Annotated in this window: 13 protein-coding genes; 3 read left to right on the top strand and 10 right to left on the bottom strand. The window is 61.7% G+C overall.

What is annotated here, in order from left to right; genetic code table 11:
• Positions 1-17 precede the first annotated feature (17 nt).
• From HJB89_RS08820 to HJB89_RS33585, 3 genes are all read right to left on the bottom strand, one after another.
• Positions 18-2,327, bottom strand: coding sequence for a PAS domain-containing sensor histidine kinase (locus tag HJB89_RS08820; RefSeq protein ID WP_221115324.1), 2,310 nt, complete (start codon positions 2,325-2,327; stop codon positions 18-20).
• Positions 2,328-2,518: 191 nt separating this feature from the next.
• Complete coding sequence (gene pepN / locus HJB89_RS08825; protein WP_221115323.1) at positions 2,519-5,167, bottom strand: aminopeptidase N; 2,649 nt, start codon at positions 5,165-5,167, stop codon at positions 2,519-2,521.
• A gap of 187 nt (positions 5,168-5,354) precedes the next feature.
• The gene (locus tag HJB89_RS33585) at positions 5,355-6,461 is read right to left on the bottom strand and encodes a methyl-accepting chemotaxis protein (protein ID WP_221115322.1); all 1,107 of its coding nucleotides are present in this window, start codon (positions 6,459-6,461) and stop codon (positions 5,355-5,357) included.
• Positions 6,462-6,798: 337 nt separating this feature from the next.
• Between HJB89_RS33585 and HJB89_RS08835 the strand changes: the two genes are divergently transcribed.
• On the top strand, positions 6,799-7,737 hold the full coding sequence (locus HJB89_RS08835) for a DMT family transporter (RefSeq protein WP_207583559.1): 939 nt from the start codon (positions 6,799-6,801) through the stop codon (positions 7,735-7,737).
• 245 nt (positions 7,738-7,982) lie between these two features.
• Positions 7,983-8,855, top strand: coding sequence for a hypothetical protein (locus HJB89_RS08840; protein WP_207583560.1), 873 nt, complete (start codon positions 7,983-7,985; stop codon positions 8,853-8,855).
• Here the strand turns inward: HJB89_RS08840 and HJB89_RS08845 are convergent, their stop codons facing one another.
• The 6 genes from HJB89_RS08845 to HJB89_RS08870 all read right to left on the bottom strand — a co-directional run bounded on the left by HJB89_RS08845 (position 8,856) and on the right by HJB89_RS08870 (position 16,303).
• Positions 8,856-9,011, bottom strand: coding sequence for a hypothetical protein (locus HJB89_RS08845; RefSeq protein ID WP_207583561.1), 156 nt, complete (start codon positions 9,009-9,011; stop codon positions 8,856-8,858).
• 45 nt (positions 9,012-9,056) lie between these two features.
• Complete coding sequence (locus HJB89_RS08850) at positions 9,057-9,248, bottom strand: hypothetical protein (protein WP_207583562.1); 192 nt, start codon at positions 9,246-9,248, stop codon at positions 9,057-9,059.
• Between the two features lie 132 nt (positions 9,249-9,380).
• Positions 9,381-10,286 (bottom strand): uracil-DNA glycosylase family protein, encoded by a 906-nt coding sequence (locus HJB89_RS08855; RefSeq protein ID WP_221115321.1) that lies wholly within the window; start codon positions 10,284-10,286, stop codon positions 9,381-9,383.
• A 68-nt stretch (positions 10,287-10,354) separates the two neighbouring features.
• Positions 10,355-11,647, bottom strand: coding sequence for an Hsp70 family protein (locus HJB89_RS08860; RefSeq protein WP_207583564.1), 1,293 nt, complete (start codon positions 11,645-11,647; stop codon positions 10,355-10,357).
• A gap of 220 nt (positions 11,648-11,867) precedes the next feature.
• Positions 11,868-14,984 (bottom strand): efflux RND transporter permease subunit, encoded by a 3,117-nt coding sequence (locus tag HJB89_RS08865; RefSeq protein WP_221139807.1) that lies wholly within the window; start codon positions 14,982-14,984, stop codon positions 11,868-11,870.
• Positions 14,981-16,303 (bottom strand): efflux RND transporter periplasmic adaptor subunit, encoded by a 1,323-nt coding sequence (locus tag HJB89_RS08870; protein ID WP_221149602.1) that lies wholly within the window; start codon positions 16,301-16,303, stop codon positions 14,981-14,983. Before HJB89_RS08870 ends, HJB89_RS08865 begins: the two co-directional genes overlap by 4 nt.
• Before the next feature lie 292 nt (positions 16,304-16,595).
• On the opposite strand from HJB89_RS08870, the gene HJB89_RS08875 reads away from it, so the two are divergent.
• Positions 16,596-17,474: a phosphotransferase family protein gene (locus tag HJB89_RS08875; protein ID WP_221149603.1), complete on the top strand. Its 879-nt coding sequence runs from the start codon at positions 16,596-16,598 to the stop codon at positions 17,472-17,474.
• 10 nt (positions 17,475-17,484) lie between these two features.
• Here HJB89_RS08875 and HJB89_RS08880 read toward each other — a convergent pair whose 3' ends face one another.
• Positions 17,485-18,273, bottom strand: coding sequence for an SDR family oxidoreductase (locus tag HJB89_RS08880; RefSeq protein WP_221149604.1), 789 nt, complete (start codon positions 18,271-18,273; stop codon positions 17,485-17,487).
• Between the last annotated feature and the right edge of the window lie 103 nt (positions 18,274-18,376).

Raw genomic sequence — 18,376 nt, forward strand, 5'->3', positions numbered from 1 at the left:
ACGAACTGCGGCGTGCTTTAGACGTCGTCGGGAATGCGCAGCGAGATCACCGTGCCCACCGCTTCGCGGGAGCGGATCTTCATGCGGCCGCCATGCAGCGCGGTCAGTGAGCGGGAGATGGCAAGCCCGAGGCCGGAGCCGCCCTTGCTCTTGGCATACTGGCTCTGCACCTGCTCGAAGGGCTGGCCGATCTTCGCCAGTGCCGAGCGCGGAATGCCGATGCCGGTGTCGGCGATGGTGACGACGACGGCGCCGTCGACACGGCGTGTGCGCACCGCGATGCGGCCGCCGTTGTCGGTGAACTTCACCGCATTGGAGAGCAGGTTGAGCAGCACCTGTTTCATCGCCCGGCGGTCGGCCATCAGCGTCAGCCCGGATGAGATACGCTGGTCGATGACGATGTTCTTTTCAGCCGCAGGCATGGCGGTGAAGCGCAGGCTTTCCTCGATCAGCGGCACGAGATCGATGCGCTCGCAGTGCAGCCTGACGTGGCCGGCCTCGATCTTCGACATGTCGAGAATATCGTTGATGACGTTGAGCAGATGTTTGCCGCTGTCATGGATATCGCGGGCATACTCGTCATATTTCAGGCAACCGAGCGGACCAAACATCTCGTTTTGCAGAATTTCCGAGAAGCCGAGGATGGCGTTAAGCGGCGTGCGCAGCTCATGCGACATGTTGGCAAGGAATTCCGATTTCGCCTGGTTGGCAGCCTCGGCGCGTTCTTTCTCAGCCTGATAGTTGGCGTTCGCCGTTGAAAGTTCCGATTTCTGGCTCTCCAGCGTCTGGCGCGAGGCGGAAAGGTCGCCAATCGTTGCCATCAGCCGGCGTTCGGATTCGCGCAGCCGTTCCTGATGGCGCTTCATCAGCGTGATGTCGGTTCCGACCGAGACCCTGCCGCCGTCGCGGGTGCGCCGCTCGTTGATCTGCAGCCAGCGCTCGTCGGCAAGCTGCACTTCCGTCGTCCGTGAATAGCCGGAGCCGTCGGCATCGGAAATCCGCCGCTCGATGACAGGACGGGCGGCGGCAGCATTGACGGCCGAGCGCTCAGTGCCGGGCACGAGCACGCTGTCCGGCAAGCCGTAAGCCTGCTGGAAATGCGTGTTGCACATGACCAGCCGATCGTTCTTGTCCCAGAGCACGAAGGCTTCCGAGGTGCATTCGATGGCGTCGGCGAGGCGCTGGTCGGCTTCGGCGTAGCGCTGCGCGAGCCGATGCTGCTCGGTCACGTCCATGGCGATGCCGATCAGGTGCACGCGGCCGGAATTGCTGCGGATCACCTGGGCGCGGGCGCGCATCCAGACATAGTGGCCGCCGGCATGGCGCATGCGGAAGATCTGATCGACCTGACCGGAGTGGCCCTTGGCGATGGCGCGGGCGATCTCGTAAAGCCCGCCGTCATCAGGATGCATCAGCCGCGCGGCTTCACCGAAGCCCATCGTCTTGTCGGAACCCGGCAGGCCGAGCATGTCGTACATTGAGCGTGACCAGAAGAATTCGCGGTTCTCGAAATCGAAGTCCCAGAGGCCGCAGCGGCCGCGCGACAGCGCCGTCTCGACGCGCAGGTTCGATTCCAGGAAGATGTCGTCGGCGTCGCGGGCGCGCTTCACCTGCGTGTAATAGGCATAGAGAATGACCAGCAGGATCGAGGAGATGCCGGCAAACAGCGTAACGTTGAGGGCCAGCTGCTCGCGCCAGAGCCGGCTGATCTCGTCGAGCGAGGTGGCGGCGACGATATAGCCGCCGGCATTGCCCATCAGCGTGATCTCGGCATAGTGCGGCACGCCGCCTATGGTCGTTTCGATGACGCCGGCGCGGTCGCCGAACCGCCGGATCGCCGAGACCTCGGGGAAAAAATCGCTGACATTGCTGCCGACATGCGAAAGCCCGGCGGTCGTCGCGGCAAAAACCTTGCCGCTTGCCTGTACGAGCAGCACGAAGGCGCCGCTGTCGAGCCGATCCTGCGGCAGGAACCTGGCGAGCCGGGCCTGCGCTTCTGCGATATCGCCGCTGTCGAAAATGTCTGATGTATCGGCAAATACCGCAGAGGCGGTCGCTGCCGACAGCGCGGTGGCATGGCGAGCCGAGGCTTCCAGGCGGGAGTATTCGCTGACCATGCCGAAGAAATGCGATGCGGCAACGATGAAGAGGAAGGCGACGATCAGCGCCGGAATGGCGCGCTTCAAGAGCAGCTCGGCCTTCGGCAGATGACGCAGAAGAGGTTCCGATGTCGCATGACCGGAAAGGCTGTCTCGCCAGGCTTTCAACCCGTCAAAATCGACACGCAGCCGTCCTCCGGCCACGGTTGCCCGCCGCACGTCTATCATCTCTTCGCCTTGTCCCTCGTGTGATTCGCGCGCCGCTCGCTCGAACCTGACCTAGAGAATCATGGGTGATTCGCCTTGTCCAGAGGCAAAGGTAAAAATCCGTTAACTATCTATGATTTCGTGCTTTTCGGGCGATTCGACTCGCTAGGCAACCGGTCGCCGAATTTTTCACGACGACCGGTCGAAGCAAATTACCCTTTAAGCGTGCGCTCGACGATATCGCGCACGTCGGTCGAAAGAGCGGCAGCCTGCTCGATCTCGATTAGCGCCAAACGGGCGTGATCGGCACGTGCCGGTTCAAGCGCGCGCCAGGAGCGCATCGAAGTGAGAATGCGGGCGGCAAGCTGCGGGTTGCGTTCGTCGATATCGAGAATCTGACCTGCGAGGAAACGATAGCCTTCGCCGTCGGCGCGGCCAAAGCCGGTCGGATTGGCGAAGGCGAAGGTGCCGACCAGCGCCCGCATCCGGTTCGGATTGGTCCGCTTGAACAGCGGATCGTCCATCAGCGCGCGAATCCGTTCCAGGGTTTCCGCGCCCGGAATGCCGGCCTGGATTGCGAACCATTTGTCGATGACGAGCGCATTTCCCGCGAAGCGGTCGCGGAAGTTTGCCAGCGCCTCGTTTGTCTCCGCGCTGCCGGCGAAACGATGGGCGAGGATCGTCAGCGCATGGCTGAGATCTGTCATATTGTCGGCAGCATCAAAGGCGGCCTTGGCGCGGGCCGGCGTCTGCTCGGCATAGGAGAGGTAGGTGAGGGCGGTATTGCGCAAGGCCCTGTGGCCGGCGCTTTTCGCGTCCGGGCTGAAATCGCCCAATGTCGTCATCGCCGCGTAGAGGTCGGCAAAAACATCCTTTCCGGCATCGGCGATCTGCTTCAGAACCGCTTGCCGGCCGGCATGGATGGCATCGGGATCATTGTTGCCGCCGAGTTCGCGGGCGATATCGGATTCGCTCGGCAGAGCCAGCGCCTGGGCGCGGAAGGCAGGCTCGAGGCGCTCGTCGGCGGCCGCCGCAATCAGCGTCTCGACGAAGGTCGCCTCGCAGACGACAGGCTTGCCCTCGCGAGCGTCGCGGGCTGCTTTCAGGAGGTTCGGCAGCGCCAGATCGGTCAGTGCCTGCCAGCGGGCGAAATGATCGGTCTCATGGCGGGCGAGGTGGGCGAGATCGGCCGGGCTCTGATCGAAATGCAGGTTGATCGGCGCGGAAAAGCTGCGGTTGATCGAAACGACCGGCCGCGAGCCAATGCCATGAAACACCGCCGTCTGCGTGCGGCCTGTGAGATGCAGCACCTCGCCGGCATATTCCGCGCCGTCGACCGAGCGAGGCTCGATCTTGCCGCCGTTTTCGCCGAAGAGCGCCAGGCTGAGCGGAATGTGCATCGGCTCCTTGTTCGGCTGGCCGGGTGTAGCGGGCGTCATCTGTTCGAGCGACAGGGTGAAGCTGCCGGCGGCCGCATCATAGCTGCCCGATGCGGTGACGAGCGGCGTGCCGGCCTGATGGTACCAGAGCGAGAATTGCGTGAGGTCGCGCCCGCTTGCATCCTCGAAGCATTTGACGAAATCCTCGATCGTCACGGCCTGGCCGTCATGACGATCGAAATAGAGGTCCATGCCCGTCTTGAAGCCGTCCTTGCCGAGCAGCGTCGCGATCATCCGCGTCACTTCGCTGCCCTTCTCGTAGACGGTCGTCGTGTAGAAATTATTGATCTCGCGATATTGCGTCGGCCGCACCGGATGAGCGAGCGGGCCGCCATCTTCCGGGAACTGCTCCGACTTCAGATGGCGCACCTCGGCGATGCGCTTGACCGGCCGCGAGCGCTGGTCGGAAGAGAATTCGTGGTCGCGATAGACCGTCAGGCCTTCCTTGAGGCACAGCTGGAACCAGTCGCGGCAGGTGATGCGGTTGCCGGTCCAGTTGTGGAAATATTCATGCGCGATGATCGCCTCGATATTGGCATAGTCGGCATCGGTGGCGAGTTCCGGATCGGCAAGGACGTATTTGTCGTTGAAGACGTTGAGGCCCTTGTTCTCCATCGCCCCCATGTTGAAGTCGGAGACGGCGACGATCATGAAGATGTCGAGATCGTATTCGCGTCCGAACCTCTCTTCGTCCCACTTCATCGAGCGTTTCAGCGCGTCCATCGCATAGGCTGCGCGCGGCTCGTTGCCGTGCTCGACATAGATCTTCAGCACCACCTCGCGGCCGGACATGGTGGCAAACGTGTCTTCGACGACGCCGAGATCGCCGGCGACGAGCGCGAAGAGATAGCTCGGCTTCGGATGCGGGTCGAACCAGGCGGCGAAATGCTTGCCCGGGCCGTAGCCGGCGCCGCCGAGGAAGTTGCCGTTCGACAACAGCAGCGGGTTGGCGTCCTTGTCGGCGATAATGTTGACCGTGAACGGCGCAAGCACGTCGGGCCGGTCGGGGAAATAGGTGATGCGGCGGAAGCCCTCCGCCTCGCATTGCGTGCAGTAGATGCCGCCGGTGCGGTAAAGGCCCATCAGCTTGGTGTTGGCCTCGGGGTTGATGACCGTAGTGATCGTCAGCTCGAAAGGCACGCTCTCCGGCAGGTCGCGCACCGTCAGGCTTTCCGCTGTTGCGTCATAACGCGAAGGGTCGAGCTCCACCTGGTCGAACAGCAGCCCGGACAGCGTCAGCTCGTCGCCGTCGAGCACGATTGGCGCCGTTGTATCGGCGCCCGGGCGGCGATGAAAGATCAGGCGTGCCTCGACTTTTGTCTCCGTCGGGTCGAGTTCGAAGGTCAGGTCCACGCGTTCCAGCACAAAGTCGGTGGGACGGTAATCTGCCAGATGGATGACCTGGCCGGTATCTGTTCGCATGGTGTTTCCTGAAGACCGTTATTTGACAACCGTGGAATACAGAGGCGGGCGCACTCTGCTATAATTTTGCCGGGCATGATTACATTAAAGTCTGAACTAAAGTTAAAGCAAATTGCCCGCGAACACCAAGTTCACGGGCAAAATATCCTCTTCAGAACTGAAGGACGCGGCTGCTGGGCGAAAGGTGCTATTTTAGATTGAGTGCCGCCTTGATCGTCGCGTCGCTTTCCGTCCGCTGTACGACGACGCCGTACCAGCCGAGCCCGTCGTAATCCTCGTAGCCGAGGGTGCGCGCGAAAGCGACGATCGAGCCGTTATTGTCGTAGTAGCTGCCCTTGGCCCGGCCGGACGGATTGGCGAGAGCAAAATGGGAAAACAGCAAGGCGGGATTGGTGGTGGCGATCACCCGGCTCTTGCCGTCGAGCAGCATGACTGTCGTCCTTTCCGCCAGTTGCGGCGGCAGGTTCGCCTCTTTCTCGACGATCGCCTGGCCCTGGTTCTGCCAGTCGAAATAGACGCCGAGCGTGCCGATCAGCCGTCCGTCGAGCTTGCCTTCTTCGCGGATGCCGGTGGCATAGACGAGCGCATGCCTGTTGTCATGGATCGGGCTCGCTTTGACCTCGTCGACACTATACGCCTCGCCGGAGGCGCAGGCAGACGCCGCGCGGAACCATGCATCACCGGCAAGGCTCGTGCCGGCAATCTTGCGCTGGAACTTGGGATTGGCCGATGCGATCACCTTGCCCGAAAGATCGGTCATGACCAGATCGAGGTAGACGGTGTAGAAGCGGTTGATGGCGCCGAGACGCTCCGCCGCAAAGGCGACGGTTTCCCGATCCGGGTTTCGCAGCGCCTGCCAGAGTGCCGGGTCCGTCGCCCACCAGCGCACATCGGCCGTGCGCTCGAAAAGATTGCGGACAATGAGCTGCACCAGCGTCTGCGCCAGATCGGTGAGGCGAACGCCCTCCATCTCCTCGACCAGCGAATCCGCCATGGCGCGGCTGAGGCCGATGCGCCCGAGCACGTTGCTCTCGAACCTGCCGGTGATGTCGGTGGCGACCTGCGCCAGCCGCTGCACCTCGTTGGCAACGACCGCAAAGCCCTTTCCGGTCTCGCCGGCTCTTGCCGCTTCGATCAGCGCATTGATGGCGAGCAGCTTGATCTGCTTGACGATATTGGTGTTGTCGGCGCTGAAGCGCTCGAGGTCGGTGCTGATGCCGTCGGTGACAACGCGCATCGAGCGCGGCGTCGCATTTTGCGACTGGGCAATGGTTTCGGCGCTAAGCGGCTTCATCAAATGATCCTGGAAGGGGCGGGCAATCGTTGCAGGGCGAAGAAAATTTCGAGTAAGCAAAAACGATGCGTGCCTATGGTTTTCAATTGGTTAACACCGACCGGTCAGAGGTGAACATTTTGCGGCGAAATGGCTGAAGAGAGCAAAAAATCGACGCGAGGGCGCGCATCCGCACCGTCGGGCCTGCGCCGGAAGGTGACTTTGCGATTCTTCCACGCTGCTTGCGATTTTTTCGCCAATCGGGATTTTCTTCGCTACGATGGGAGACGTCATCTTCTGCGTTCCCGAGTCGAACGCGTCTCCCCGTTGCTGTTAAGTCGACATAAGAGCCAGGATCATGCACGCGGTTCTCAAAAACCCGATGAGAGGCATTGCGCTGAAGGTCTCGTCGGTCGTGGTCTTCCTGGCCATGCAGACTTTCATCAAGCTGGCGGGCTCAGACATCCCACCCGGTCAGGTCACCTTCTGCAGGTCCTTCTTCGCGCTTTTCCCGATCATGGCTTATCTCGCCTATATCGGGCAACTGCGCGCGGCCTTCTACACCGCCAATCCGATCGGCCACCTCAAGCGCGGCACGATCGGCATCATGTCGATGGCTTTCGGTTTCTACGGCCTGCTGCATCTGCCGCTGCCGGAAGCGATTGCGCTCGGCTACGCCTTACCGCTCGTCGCCGTCGTCTTCGCCGCGGTTTTTCTCGGCGAGACCGTGCGCATCTATCGTTGGAGCGCCGTCTTGGTCGGCATCGTCGGCGTCGCCATCGTCTCCTGGCCGAAACTCACGCTGTTTCGTGACGGCGGCATGGAAGCCGAGCAGGCCGTCGGCGCGCTCTCGGTGCTATTTTCGGCCGTTCTCGGCGGCATGGCGATGATCCAAGTGCGTCGTCTCGTCGAGGAGGAGAAGACGGCGACGATTGTGCTCTATTTCTCGCTCATCGCATCGGTCTTCTCGCTGGCCTCCCTGCCGTTCGGCTGGCTCGTCCTGCCATGGCCGTCGGCACTCTATCTCGTCGCCGCCGGTTTTTGCGGCGGCGTCGCGCAGATCCTGCTGACGGAAAGCTACCGCCATGCCGATGTCTCCACCATCGCGCCGTTTGAATATACCTCGATCCTACTCGGCATCATCGTCGCTTATTTCGTCTTCGGCGACGTGCCGAGCTTTACCATGCTGATCGGCACTCTCATCGTCATCTCCGCCGGCATCTTCATCATCTATCGTGAGCATCAGCTCGGCATCGAGCAGAGGGAGGCGCGCAGAGCCACGACGCCGCAAGCCTGACGCTTGCAACCGCATGATATGAAGGCTTTTAAGGCGAATATCGCCGCTTGGGGAAAATTGCTCGCTAAGAGCGAAAAGAATGGTGAATTCTTGGGATATCGCTGCCGCACGGAATATGTTTGTTGAAGATGAGAGAGTATCATTTATTCGAAGCTGTGCATGTCTGAATGGCCGCTGATACCGGGGAAGCTTCCGGTATTGCTGCTCCGAACGCTGGCCGGCGCGCGGAGGTGGAGAAAAGCATAATGGCATTCACGGCGGAGCAATTGGCGGGGAACTGCTCCTTTCTGATGAGCATCCGCTTTTTGGCTGGGCAGATGCGCGGCATGTTCGATGCCGGCCCGCGCCTGGCGCGATTGCTCGCTTCGCATCAGCGCTGGCTTCTGACCCAGACTGCCTATGCCCTCAACCTGGAATATGACCCGCGCGACCCGACCTCGGGTTTCACCGCCGTTCGGCTGACCGGACGCATCACCGCGCATAAGGTGGCGAGCCGCAACACCGTTCTCGCCTTTATCGAAGAACTCTATACCTACCGCTTCATTGTTCACACGCCCGGCGACGAGCGGCGGCGGCCACGTCATTTCGAGCCGGCCGACGTCAGCCATCAGGCGATGTTTGCCTGGATTCATTCCAATCTCGGCGCGCTCGATCTACTTGACGGCGGTCGAAGGGCAGCGTTTTTTCAGTCAAACCCATCAATGATGCGGCTGGTTCAGCCGCGCATCGCCCGCCATTGCCTGGAAGATGCCGCCTGGCGCGAGCCGCCCGAACAGGTGGCGCTGTTCCTCTGGACGGAGGCTGGTGGCCTCGTCGTCGACAACTTCATCGCTCGAATGGATATGGAAAGCAGCGAGCCGGATAGATTTTCCGTCGGCCGCGTCGAAACCCGTGCGCTCGCCGCCGATTTCATGATGTCGCGCACCCATCTCCAACGGCTCTTGGCAAAGGCGGCGCAGCGCGGCTGCGTCGGCTGGCATGACGAACCACGCAAGGCGCACATTTGGATATCGCGGGATTTCGTCGAGCAATACTGCGCCTGGCAGGCGGTCAAGTTCGCCTATGTCGACGAAGCCTTCGAATGGGCAAAAGCCCAGATCGAGGAAATTGCCGTCTGATCACAGAACGATTGCCGCAACACTTGGTCCAATGCAGGGGGCGGCGTCGACCGGCTTGAGCGATAGCTCGCGCTCATATTCCCGCGCGGCTGAGACCGCGACGCGGATATGCTCGAAGGTTTCGATGTTGCGCAGAAGCGATATCAGGATCGTCATCTTTGAGTACTCTTAACGCAAAAGGGCAGGCGAAGCGCCTGCCGCTCAATATTGCTGGAAGTCCGAAAAAATCGCGTCGGGGCGCGCTGTGCGGCCGTTGATGTCGGTGCCGCGGGCGATCATCTGTTCATTCGCGGCAAAGCCGAAGCGGCTGTAGCCGTGAGTGGTACGAACTTGGTCGCCGGCGAGGCGAAGGGTTTCAAACCCGCTATGGATAGGACGAAATCGTTTGTTCATGGCCTTGGTTCCTGTGGTTCCTCCCAAGACACCACTTCATATTGCGGTGCAGCATTGATTCCGCAATGCGTCATGGCGGGATGCAGCCATGCGTAAGGCGCATAGATCGATTCATAATATATTCAACTTTGGCTAATTTCTAAGCAAAGAGAGGGACTTAAGCTTCGCTTGAAAGGCGAGCAGGTCATTCCAGGCCAGCCGCTTGTTGACCGGCGCGGTCAACAGATCCTGCGGATGCAGGCTGGCTATGGCAGGAATGACACAGTCCGCAGCGGCAATCTCCTTCCAGCGGCCGCGCAAGCCGTGGATCGTGTCGTTTTCACCGAAGAAGAAGCGGGCCGAAAAATTGCCGAGCAACAGGATCACCTTGGGTTCGGCCAGGGCGATCTGCCGTTCGATGAAGGGCCGGCAGATGTCCATTTCCGCCGCCGAAGGCGCACGATTGCCAGGTGGCCGCCAGGGGATGACCTGCGTCAGCAGAACGCTTGAGCGCGTCAGCCCAATCGCAGCCAGCATCTTGTCGAACAGCTGGCCGGATTTTCCCGAGAAGGGCACGCCTTCGCGATCGTCTTCGGCGCCCGGCGCCGAGCCGATCACCATGATACCGCTTTCGGCATCACCGCTGGCAAAGATGGTCGAGCGGGCGCTGTGCTTGAGGTTGCAGCCGTTAAAGGCTTCGATCGCGGTCTTGAGTTCGCTCAGGGATCGCGCCGTCTCGGCGACGAAACGCGCCTGCTGCACCGCTTCGCCGTCCGGGATCGCCGGCTGCGGGCCGGAAGCGGCGCGTTCGGCCGGGGCCGGGCGTGACGCTGTATTCGGACGCGGCGGTGTCCGGCCGTCCCGAGCGACAGGACCTTCCCCAGTGATGGGAGCTTGTGGCTGCGCCTGTGCCGCCGGGCGTCGGGCCGCCTTCATCGCCTCGAACTCGGCGAAGCGGTCGATCGCCTCTTCCTCCAGCAGCCATTCCACGCCGGCATCCGCATGGAAATGCAGAAGCGCTGCAAGCTCGGCAGGGGAAAGGTCGTTGGCGGAGATCATATGGCAGGTTTAGCGGAGAGACAGTGGCATTGGAAGGGCAGGCGACAGATTGCCCACCCCTGCCTGATCTATTGCACAGTCCATTGCGCGATGTCCTCGCGTTCGCCGATCAGCGCCAGACCGTGGGCGATCGACAACAGCTCGCCACCGCTTTCGATCCGGTCGCGCTCGAAACGCTCGGTGAAGATGCGGCGCACCGCCGGCACGAAGGAGGTGCCGCCGGTCAGGAACACCTTGTCGATCTCCCCGGGCTTTGTCCTGGTCTTGTCGAGCACGTCATCGAGCGCGCCTTCGATGCGGGCGAGATCCTCGGCGATCCAGCCTTCGAAGTCGCTGCGTCGGATGCTGCGATGCCCGCCGCGGCCGAGCGGCGCGAAATCGAAAGGTGCTTCCTCCGCGGCCGACAGCGCCATCTTCGTCGCCGACACCGCCTGATAGAGCGGGTAGCCCTCGTCATGGTCGATGAGATCGATGAAGATTTCGAGCTTTTCCGGCTCCAGGCTGGTGCGCACCAGCTTCTTCAGATCCTCGAATTCGCGGGTGGTCTTGAAGATCGACAGCTGGTTCCAGCGGCCGAAGCTGGAATAGTAGTTGGACGGGACTTCAAGGATCTTGTCGAAGCTTTTGAAATGGCTGCCCTTGCCGATCAGCGGTGCAACGATGTTGTCGATCATCCTGTAGTCGAAATGGTCGCCGGCAACGCCGACGCCGGAATGGCCGATTGGCGTTGCTGTCAGCTTGCCGGCGGCCGTCTCGAAGCGGATCAGCGAATAGTCGGTCGTGCCGCCGCCGAAATCGGCAACCAGCACTGTCGCATCCTGCTTCAGGTTCTGCGCGAAGTAGAAGGCGGCGGCGACCGGCTCGTAGACGTAGTGGATTTCGGGAAAGCCGAAGCGCGACAGCGCCTCGTTGTAGCGTTGGGTCGCGAGGTCAGGATCGGGGCTGGCGCCGGCAAAATGCACCGGCCGGCCGGTGACGATGCGGCTGACATCCGAAGGCCAGTGGTCGCCGGCGTAATTGCGCAGGCGCCTGACGAACACCTCCATCAGATCCTCGAAATTATGCCGCTTGGCGTAGATCAGCGTGCCCTGGAACAGCGCGCTTGCCGCAAAGGTCTTGATCGACTGCAGAAAGCGGCATTCGCCGGGATTGTCGATGAACTGGCGGATCGCCGCATGGCCCGCCTCCACCTTCAGGGCTGAAGCGCCGAGTTGCGCATCCTTCATGAAGGAAAGTGCTGTGCGCATGCTGTCGGCCGTGCCTTCCGTGTTCGTGAACGCCATCGAGCGCGTTGCCCCGCCATCCGCCATGGCGAGAACCGTATTCGTCGTGCCAAAGTCCAAACCCAGCGCCTGAGCCATGCCCGCACCTCTTCATGCCGATTGTTATTGGAGACGGAGCATCGCTCCGCGACGGGCGTAAGCACGCCCCAGATTCAGGAGGGCGGGTGATGCCACAGGGGCGGGACACATTCAAGGGGATCGAAAGCTGATGTGATCGCGGGCGCACTTCTTCTCCCGGTCGGAAGAAGAAGTGCGCCGCAAGGGTTGATTGGCAAATGCCGAATTCAGAGGGCCATCATCATTCGGCAGCCATTGCCCTCGCCTCCTGCACCACCGGCTCCGCAACCTTCTTTCCGCCGATCAGGCGGCCGAGGAAGTTTCCGAAGCGGTCCATCTCGACGAAGATGACCGGGGTGATGAACAGTGTCAGCATCTGCGAGACGATCAGGCCGCCGACGACGGCGATGCCGAGCGGCTGGCGCAGTTCCGAGCTTGCGCCGGTGCCGAGCGCGATCGGCAGGGCGCCGAGCAAGGCGCAAAAAGTCGTCATCATGATCGGCCGGAAGCGTCGCACGCAGGCCTCGTGGATCGCCGCCGTCGCCTTTTCGCCCGTCGTGCGCATGGTCTCCACCGCCACGTCGATCATCATGATCGCGTTTTTCTTGACGATGCCGATCAGCATCAACAGGCCGATAAGCGCGATGATCGACAGATCGAAGCCCATGATCTTCAGCGCCAGCAGCGCGCCGAAGGCCGCGGCCGGCAGGCCGGAGAGGATGGTGAGCGGATGGATGAAGCTCTCATAGAGCACGCCAAGCACGACATAGATGGTCAGCACCGCCGCCAGGATCAAATAGGGCGTATTGCCCTGCGACTGCTGGAAAATCTCCGCCGTACCGCCATAGGAGGTGAAGACGTCCGCCGGTGTGGCGATGTCCTTCTTGATCTGGTCGACCGCCGTCGTCGCATCGCTGAGCGAGACGCCTTCCGGCAGGTTGAAGGAAACAGTGGTCGAGACCAGCTGCCCCGTCTGGTTGATGGTGACCGGGCCGGTGGTGCGTTGCACATGGGCGAAGTTCGACAGCGGCACCAGGCTGCCATTGGCGGAGGCGACACGAATTTCCGACAGCTTCTGGTCGTCCCAGGGTTTGCTGGTGTCGTATTCGACGATGACATTGTAGCTATCGCCGGTCGACTGGATTTCCGCAGCTGAATAGCCGCTGAAGGATTCCTGCAGCGTCGTGCGCAGCGTGTCGTTGTCAATCCCATAGGCGGCCGCCCGCTCGGTATCGATGACGATGTTGGCCTGCAGGGCGTTGTTCTGGGCGTCCGAAGTCACGTCGGTGAACAGGCGGTCCTTGCGCATCGCCGCCTGGATCTTGCCGGCCCAGAGGTTGGTCTGATCGGCACTCAGCGCCTGCACCACCAGCTGATACTGGCTTGCGGTCTGGCGGCCGCCGAAGCGCAGGCTCTGGTTCGGCGTCACGAAGGCCTGCAGTCCGGGGATCTTGTTGATCGCCGTGCGCAGCTCGCGCAGCGTCTGGTCAAGCGGCGGACGCGCCTTCTTGTCCTTGAGTTCGACGAACATCGAGCCGTTGTTCTGCGGTTTGTTCGGATTGCCGCCGATCGTCGACATCACGTGGTTGACCGCCGGGTTCGCCTTGACGGCGGCTGCCGCCTGCTGCTGCAGCGCTTCCATGGCCGAATAGGAAATGTCCTGCCGGGCCTGCGTGCTGATCGTCAGGCGGCCGATATCTTCCTGCGGGAAGAAGCTCGTCGGCAGCGTCATGAAGAAGTAGATCGTCAGCGCCACCGAGCCGAGGAAAACCCCGAGGATTGTGGGGCGATGCTGAAGGCACCAGCCAACCGCCCTGTCGTAGCCGTTGAGCGTCCGCTCGAAGCCGGCATCGAAGATGCGGATGATGAGCGGTGGGCGGCTGTGGTTGTTGGACAGACGCGAGCCGAGCATCGGGGTCACGGTCAGCGAGACGATGGCCGACGAGATGATGGCGATGGCGACGACCATGCCGAATTCGTTGAACACGCGGCCAACGACGCCGCCCATCAGCAGGATCGGGATGAAGACAGCAATCAGCGAAACCGACATGGAAATGATGGTGTAGCTGACTTCGCCGGCACCCTTGATCGCCGCTTCCCGCACCGGCATGCCTTCTTCGACATGGCGCAGGATGTTTTCGAGCATGACGATCGCGTCGTCGACCACCAGCCCCACCGCGAGCGTCAGCCCGAGCAGCGAGATGTTGTCGATGCTGTAGCCAAGCACATACATCATGCCGAAGGTCGAGATCAGCGACAGCGGAACCGCAAGTCCCGGAATGATCGTTGCGGTCGCATGGCCGGTGAAAAGGTAGATGACGAGAACGACGAGGCCGATCGTCAAGAGCAGCGTGAACTTCACGTCGGAAATGGCATCGCGAATGGGTTTTGCCGCGTCGTTCATGACGACGGTGTTCACCGAGGGTGGGATTTCGGCGTGAAGCTGCGGCAGCTTGGCGTTGATCGCATCGACGACATCGACCGTGTTGGCATCCGGCTGACGCTGGATGGCGAGAATGATGCCGCGCTGGCCGTCATACCAGCTTCCGGTATACTGGTTCTCGACACTGTCCTGCACATCGGCGATATCGCCGAGGTGGATCGGCGCACCATTCGGATTGGCAATGACGAGCGAGCGGAATTGTTCGGCGTTGGTGCGCTGCGTGTTTGCCGTGATGGTCATGCTCTGCGAGTTGTTCTGCAGCGTTCCCACCGGCTGCTGGCTGTTGGCCGCAGCTAGCGCCTTGTTGACGGTATCGATGCCGATGCCGCGGGTCAAAAGCTTGTTGGGATCGACCTCGACGCGCACGGCGTAGGTCTGCGCACCGTAGACGCTGACCTGAGCAACGCCGGGGAGTGTGGAAAGCGACGGCGAGATGATGTCCTCGGCGATCTCGTCGAGCTTGCTGCGCGGCATGGTGTTGCTCTGCACCGAAAGCAGCATCACCGGCGCATCGGCCGGATTGGTCTTGCGGTAGCTCGGCGGTGTCGTCAAGTTGTCGGGCAACTGCCGGGTTGCATGCGAGATCGCCGCCTGCACGTCGGCTGCGGCGGCGTCGATATTGCGATTGAGATCGAACTGCAGCACGATGCTGCTGCTGCCGAGCGAACTCGAGGCGCTGATTTCGCTGACCCCGGGAATGGTCTCGAACTGCTTGATCAGCGGCGTGGCAACCGAGGTTGCCATCGTCTGCGGCGAGGCGCCGCTCAACTGCGCCGAAACGTTGATTGTCGGGAAATCGACCTGTGGAAGTGCCGCGACCGGAACGAGTTGGTAACCGGCAAGGCCAGCCAGAATGACGCCGATGGCAAGCAGCGTCGTCGCGACGGGCCGCTGGATACAGAAATTGGGGATCATTGCTGAGCTCCCACCGAGATCGTCTCGGACTGCTGCTGCCGAGGCTCGTCGGCGGAGGCGACATCAAGCGCCTTTTCGTCGAACTGCTCGTTGATCGCCTGCTGATCGCTGAGCTGGCCCTGACCCTCGACGACAACGTGGTCGCCTGCCGAAAGACCCGCGCCGATGGCGGTGAAGCCGCCATTTGCGCGGGCGACGGTGACCGGCGTCAGATGCGATTTGCCGTCCTTGGCGACGAAGGCGAAGAAACCCTCAGGGCCGGGGCTGACGGCAACCGTCGGCACCACCACCTGCTGTTCGTCATTGTTGAAATGCACCACGATGTTGACCGACTGGCCGGGCCAGAGCGCACCGGAGGCATTCTCGAATTTCGCCTTGGCGAGGATCGTGCCCGAGGCCGTGTCGACCGTGTTGTCGTAGAAGCTGATCTCGCCCTTTCGGACCTGTCCCTTGGTGGATTTGGGAACCGTGCTGACCGCGACCGGACCGGCTGCCAGAGCGCTTTTCAACGTGCGCAGGTAGCGCTCCTGCAGGTGGAATTTTATATAGATCGGGTCGTATTTGGCGATGGTGACGATTGCCGCGCCGGCACTGAGAAAAGCGCCTTTGCTGACGGCGATATCGCCGAGCCGACCATCGAAGGGCGCGCGAATGTCGGTGTGCTCGAGGATGACCTGATCGGAGACAAGCGATGCCTTGTCGGCGTCAACAGTGGCTGCGGCGGTATCACGGGCGGCGACCGCCTGGTCGAGGCTCTGCTGGGTGCCCGCCTTCTGGTCGAAGAGATCTCGCGCGCGCGTCAATGCGGTCGCGGCCTCCGAAAGGGTGGCGGTGTCGCGCACGATCATCGCATTGTCCTTGTCGACCGCTGCCTTGGCCGTCCGCCCGTCCAGCTTGGCGATCAGGTCGCCGGTTTTGACGGTCGCCCCATCCTGCGCATCGATGCTGACGATCAGGCCCTGTTCCTGTGCGGCAATGGTCGTGTTGTCATCGGCATCGGCCCAGCCGGTCGCCGTCACATCGGTCGGCAGCGTGGTTTTCACCGCTGCGACGGTCTTGACGACCGTCGGGCCGCCGCCGCCGCGTCTGCGCCCGCCGCCCTGATGTTGACCACCGTTCTGCGTTTGATCGGCCTGCCCTTGGTCGGCCTGCGCCTGATCGCCCCGTGCTTGCTGCCCACCGCCATTGCTGCCGGCCGGCTGCTTGATGAACTGCGAGAGGGTGGGAATGCGAGAGGCATAAGGGATCAGATTCCCGAATTGCCAGACGCCGACGGCGGCAACTGCGATAACGCTGACAGTGATCCAAAATTTCTTCATGGGCGACAGACCGGGTGTTGAACGGGGTTGCGAATTTTATGCTCCGATTGAGCCGCTTATATTGCGGCGCAAAAAAGACATAATTCCCGGGTCGCAATCACTAAGTGGTTATAACGGCTTAAATTTTTGTAATGAATATTCCGTAATATTCAAACTATACTAATATAGGCCGAGCGTGCCCGATTGCCGTTTGACGGCTGCGGCGGGAGACCCTTCGCGAGAAGACGATATCAACCCGCAAGCCGTCGATAGCGCGGGAAAAACGCGGAAAAACCAGAGAAGGCAGGTCGTCATGACCGAGTTTAGCGCCAGCGAATTTCGCTCTCTCATCATAAGCGTGTTTCCCGAACTCACGGCCTCCGTCTTCAAGCTGGCGGCGCAGGGTTGGGACTCGCTTGCCGTCGACGTCGACGACACGCTGATCTTTAAATTTCCCCGCCATTCCGGCGCGGAAAGAGCGCTCGTCAAGGAAGCCGCCCTGCTCGACATCATCAGGCCGTCGCTGTCGATGGCGGTTCCAGACATGTGCATTCACGACGGGCCGCCGATCTTCTCCAGCCATGCCAAGCTCGAGGGCGAACATCTCATCGCCGAGGATTACGATGCGCTTGGCGAGAGTTATCGTCGGCGCCTCGCCGATGATCTTGCGCGTTTTTACGCCGAGCTGCACGTGCTCGATGCCGATCGCATGCGGTCGGCCGGCGCCGGGCCGATCCAGCCCTGGCAATCGTCGGAGGTGGTGCGAACCAAGGCCTTGCCGCTGCTGCCGCTCGACCTCCGGAGTTTTGCGCAGGCCATTATTTCCGATTTCGAAACCCTGCCGCCTGATCCCCACGGCAACATCTACGGCTTCTTCGACGGTCATGGCTGGAACATGGCCTTCGACCATGCGCAAGGGAGGCTCAACGGCATCTACGATTTTGCCGATTCGGGCTTCGGTCCGTTGCACCAGGAATTCATCTACTCGAACTTCATCTCGCCCGATCTCACCACTCGCATCGTATCGGCCTATGAAATGCTGACCGGACGCCGGCTCGACCGGCGGCGCATTGCAATCCTGACGGGCTTCCATCGTCTTTCCGAGCTCGCCGAATTTGCCGACGATCCGGCCTACCTCGAACAGATGATCCGAAGTGCTGCGACGTGGGCGGGGGCTGTCCACGTCGGCTGAAGCGAAACTGCTAGACTGATCGCGCCGCGCCGCCGTCGCAGCGGATCAGCGAGCCGGTGATGTAGCTTGCCGGCTGGCTGCAAAGGAAGGCAGCCGTTGCGGCAAATTCCTCCACCCTGCCATAGCGGCCGACCGGAATGCGCGCTTCCTTGTCGGTACGGATATCTTCGAGGCTCTTGCCCGTCCGCTTTGCCGCCGCCCCGTCGAGCTCGTCGAGCCTCCCGGTCAGGATGCTGCCCGGCAAGAGCAGGTTGGTGGTAACGCCGAAGCCGCCCACTTCGGAGGCAAGCGTCTTGCTCCAGCCGGCAAGTGCGGGGCGCAGCGTATTCGACAAAGCCAGATTGGCGATCGGTTCGATCACCCCTGAGGAGGCGACCGTCAGGATGCGGCCCCAGCCCTGCGCCTTCATTCCGGGCAGCAGCGCATTGGTCAGCGTGATCACGCGGGCGACCATGGAGATAAAATAGGTCTCGAGCTTTTCACCCGTCATGTCCTCGGTCGTACCGGGCTTCGGCCCGCCGGTATTGTTGACGAGGATATCGAGCCCGCCGAATTTTTCGTTCACCGCCGCCGTCGTCGTCTCGACGAAGCGTTCATCCCCGAGGTCGGCCCAGATCCAGTCGGCCCGGCCTTTGCCTTCGGCATTGATTGCCTTGCAGTTGGCGTCCAGCTGCTCGCCGCTGCGCCCGCAGAGCAGCACATTTGTGCCTTCGCGCGCCAGTGCTGCGGCGATGCCGAGGCCGAGGCCACGCGAGGAGGCGAGGACGAGCGCCCGTTTGCCTTCGATGCCGAGATCCATGATCGTTCCCTCCAATATCTTTGAGCGATGTATAAGGCGCATGCGCCGGAAAAGGGAAGGGCGTGTGGTCGGTTCGGCGTCGTTTGATAATTGACGTTCACGT

This window comes from Rhizobium sp. NZLR8 (assembly GCF_019685025.1).
Lineage (GTDB): Bacteria > Pseudomonadota > Alphaproteobacteria > Rhizobiales > Rhizobiaceae > Rhizobium.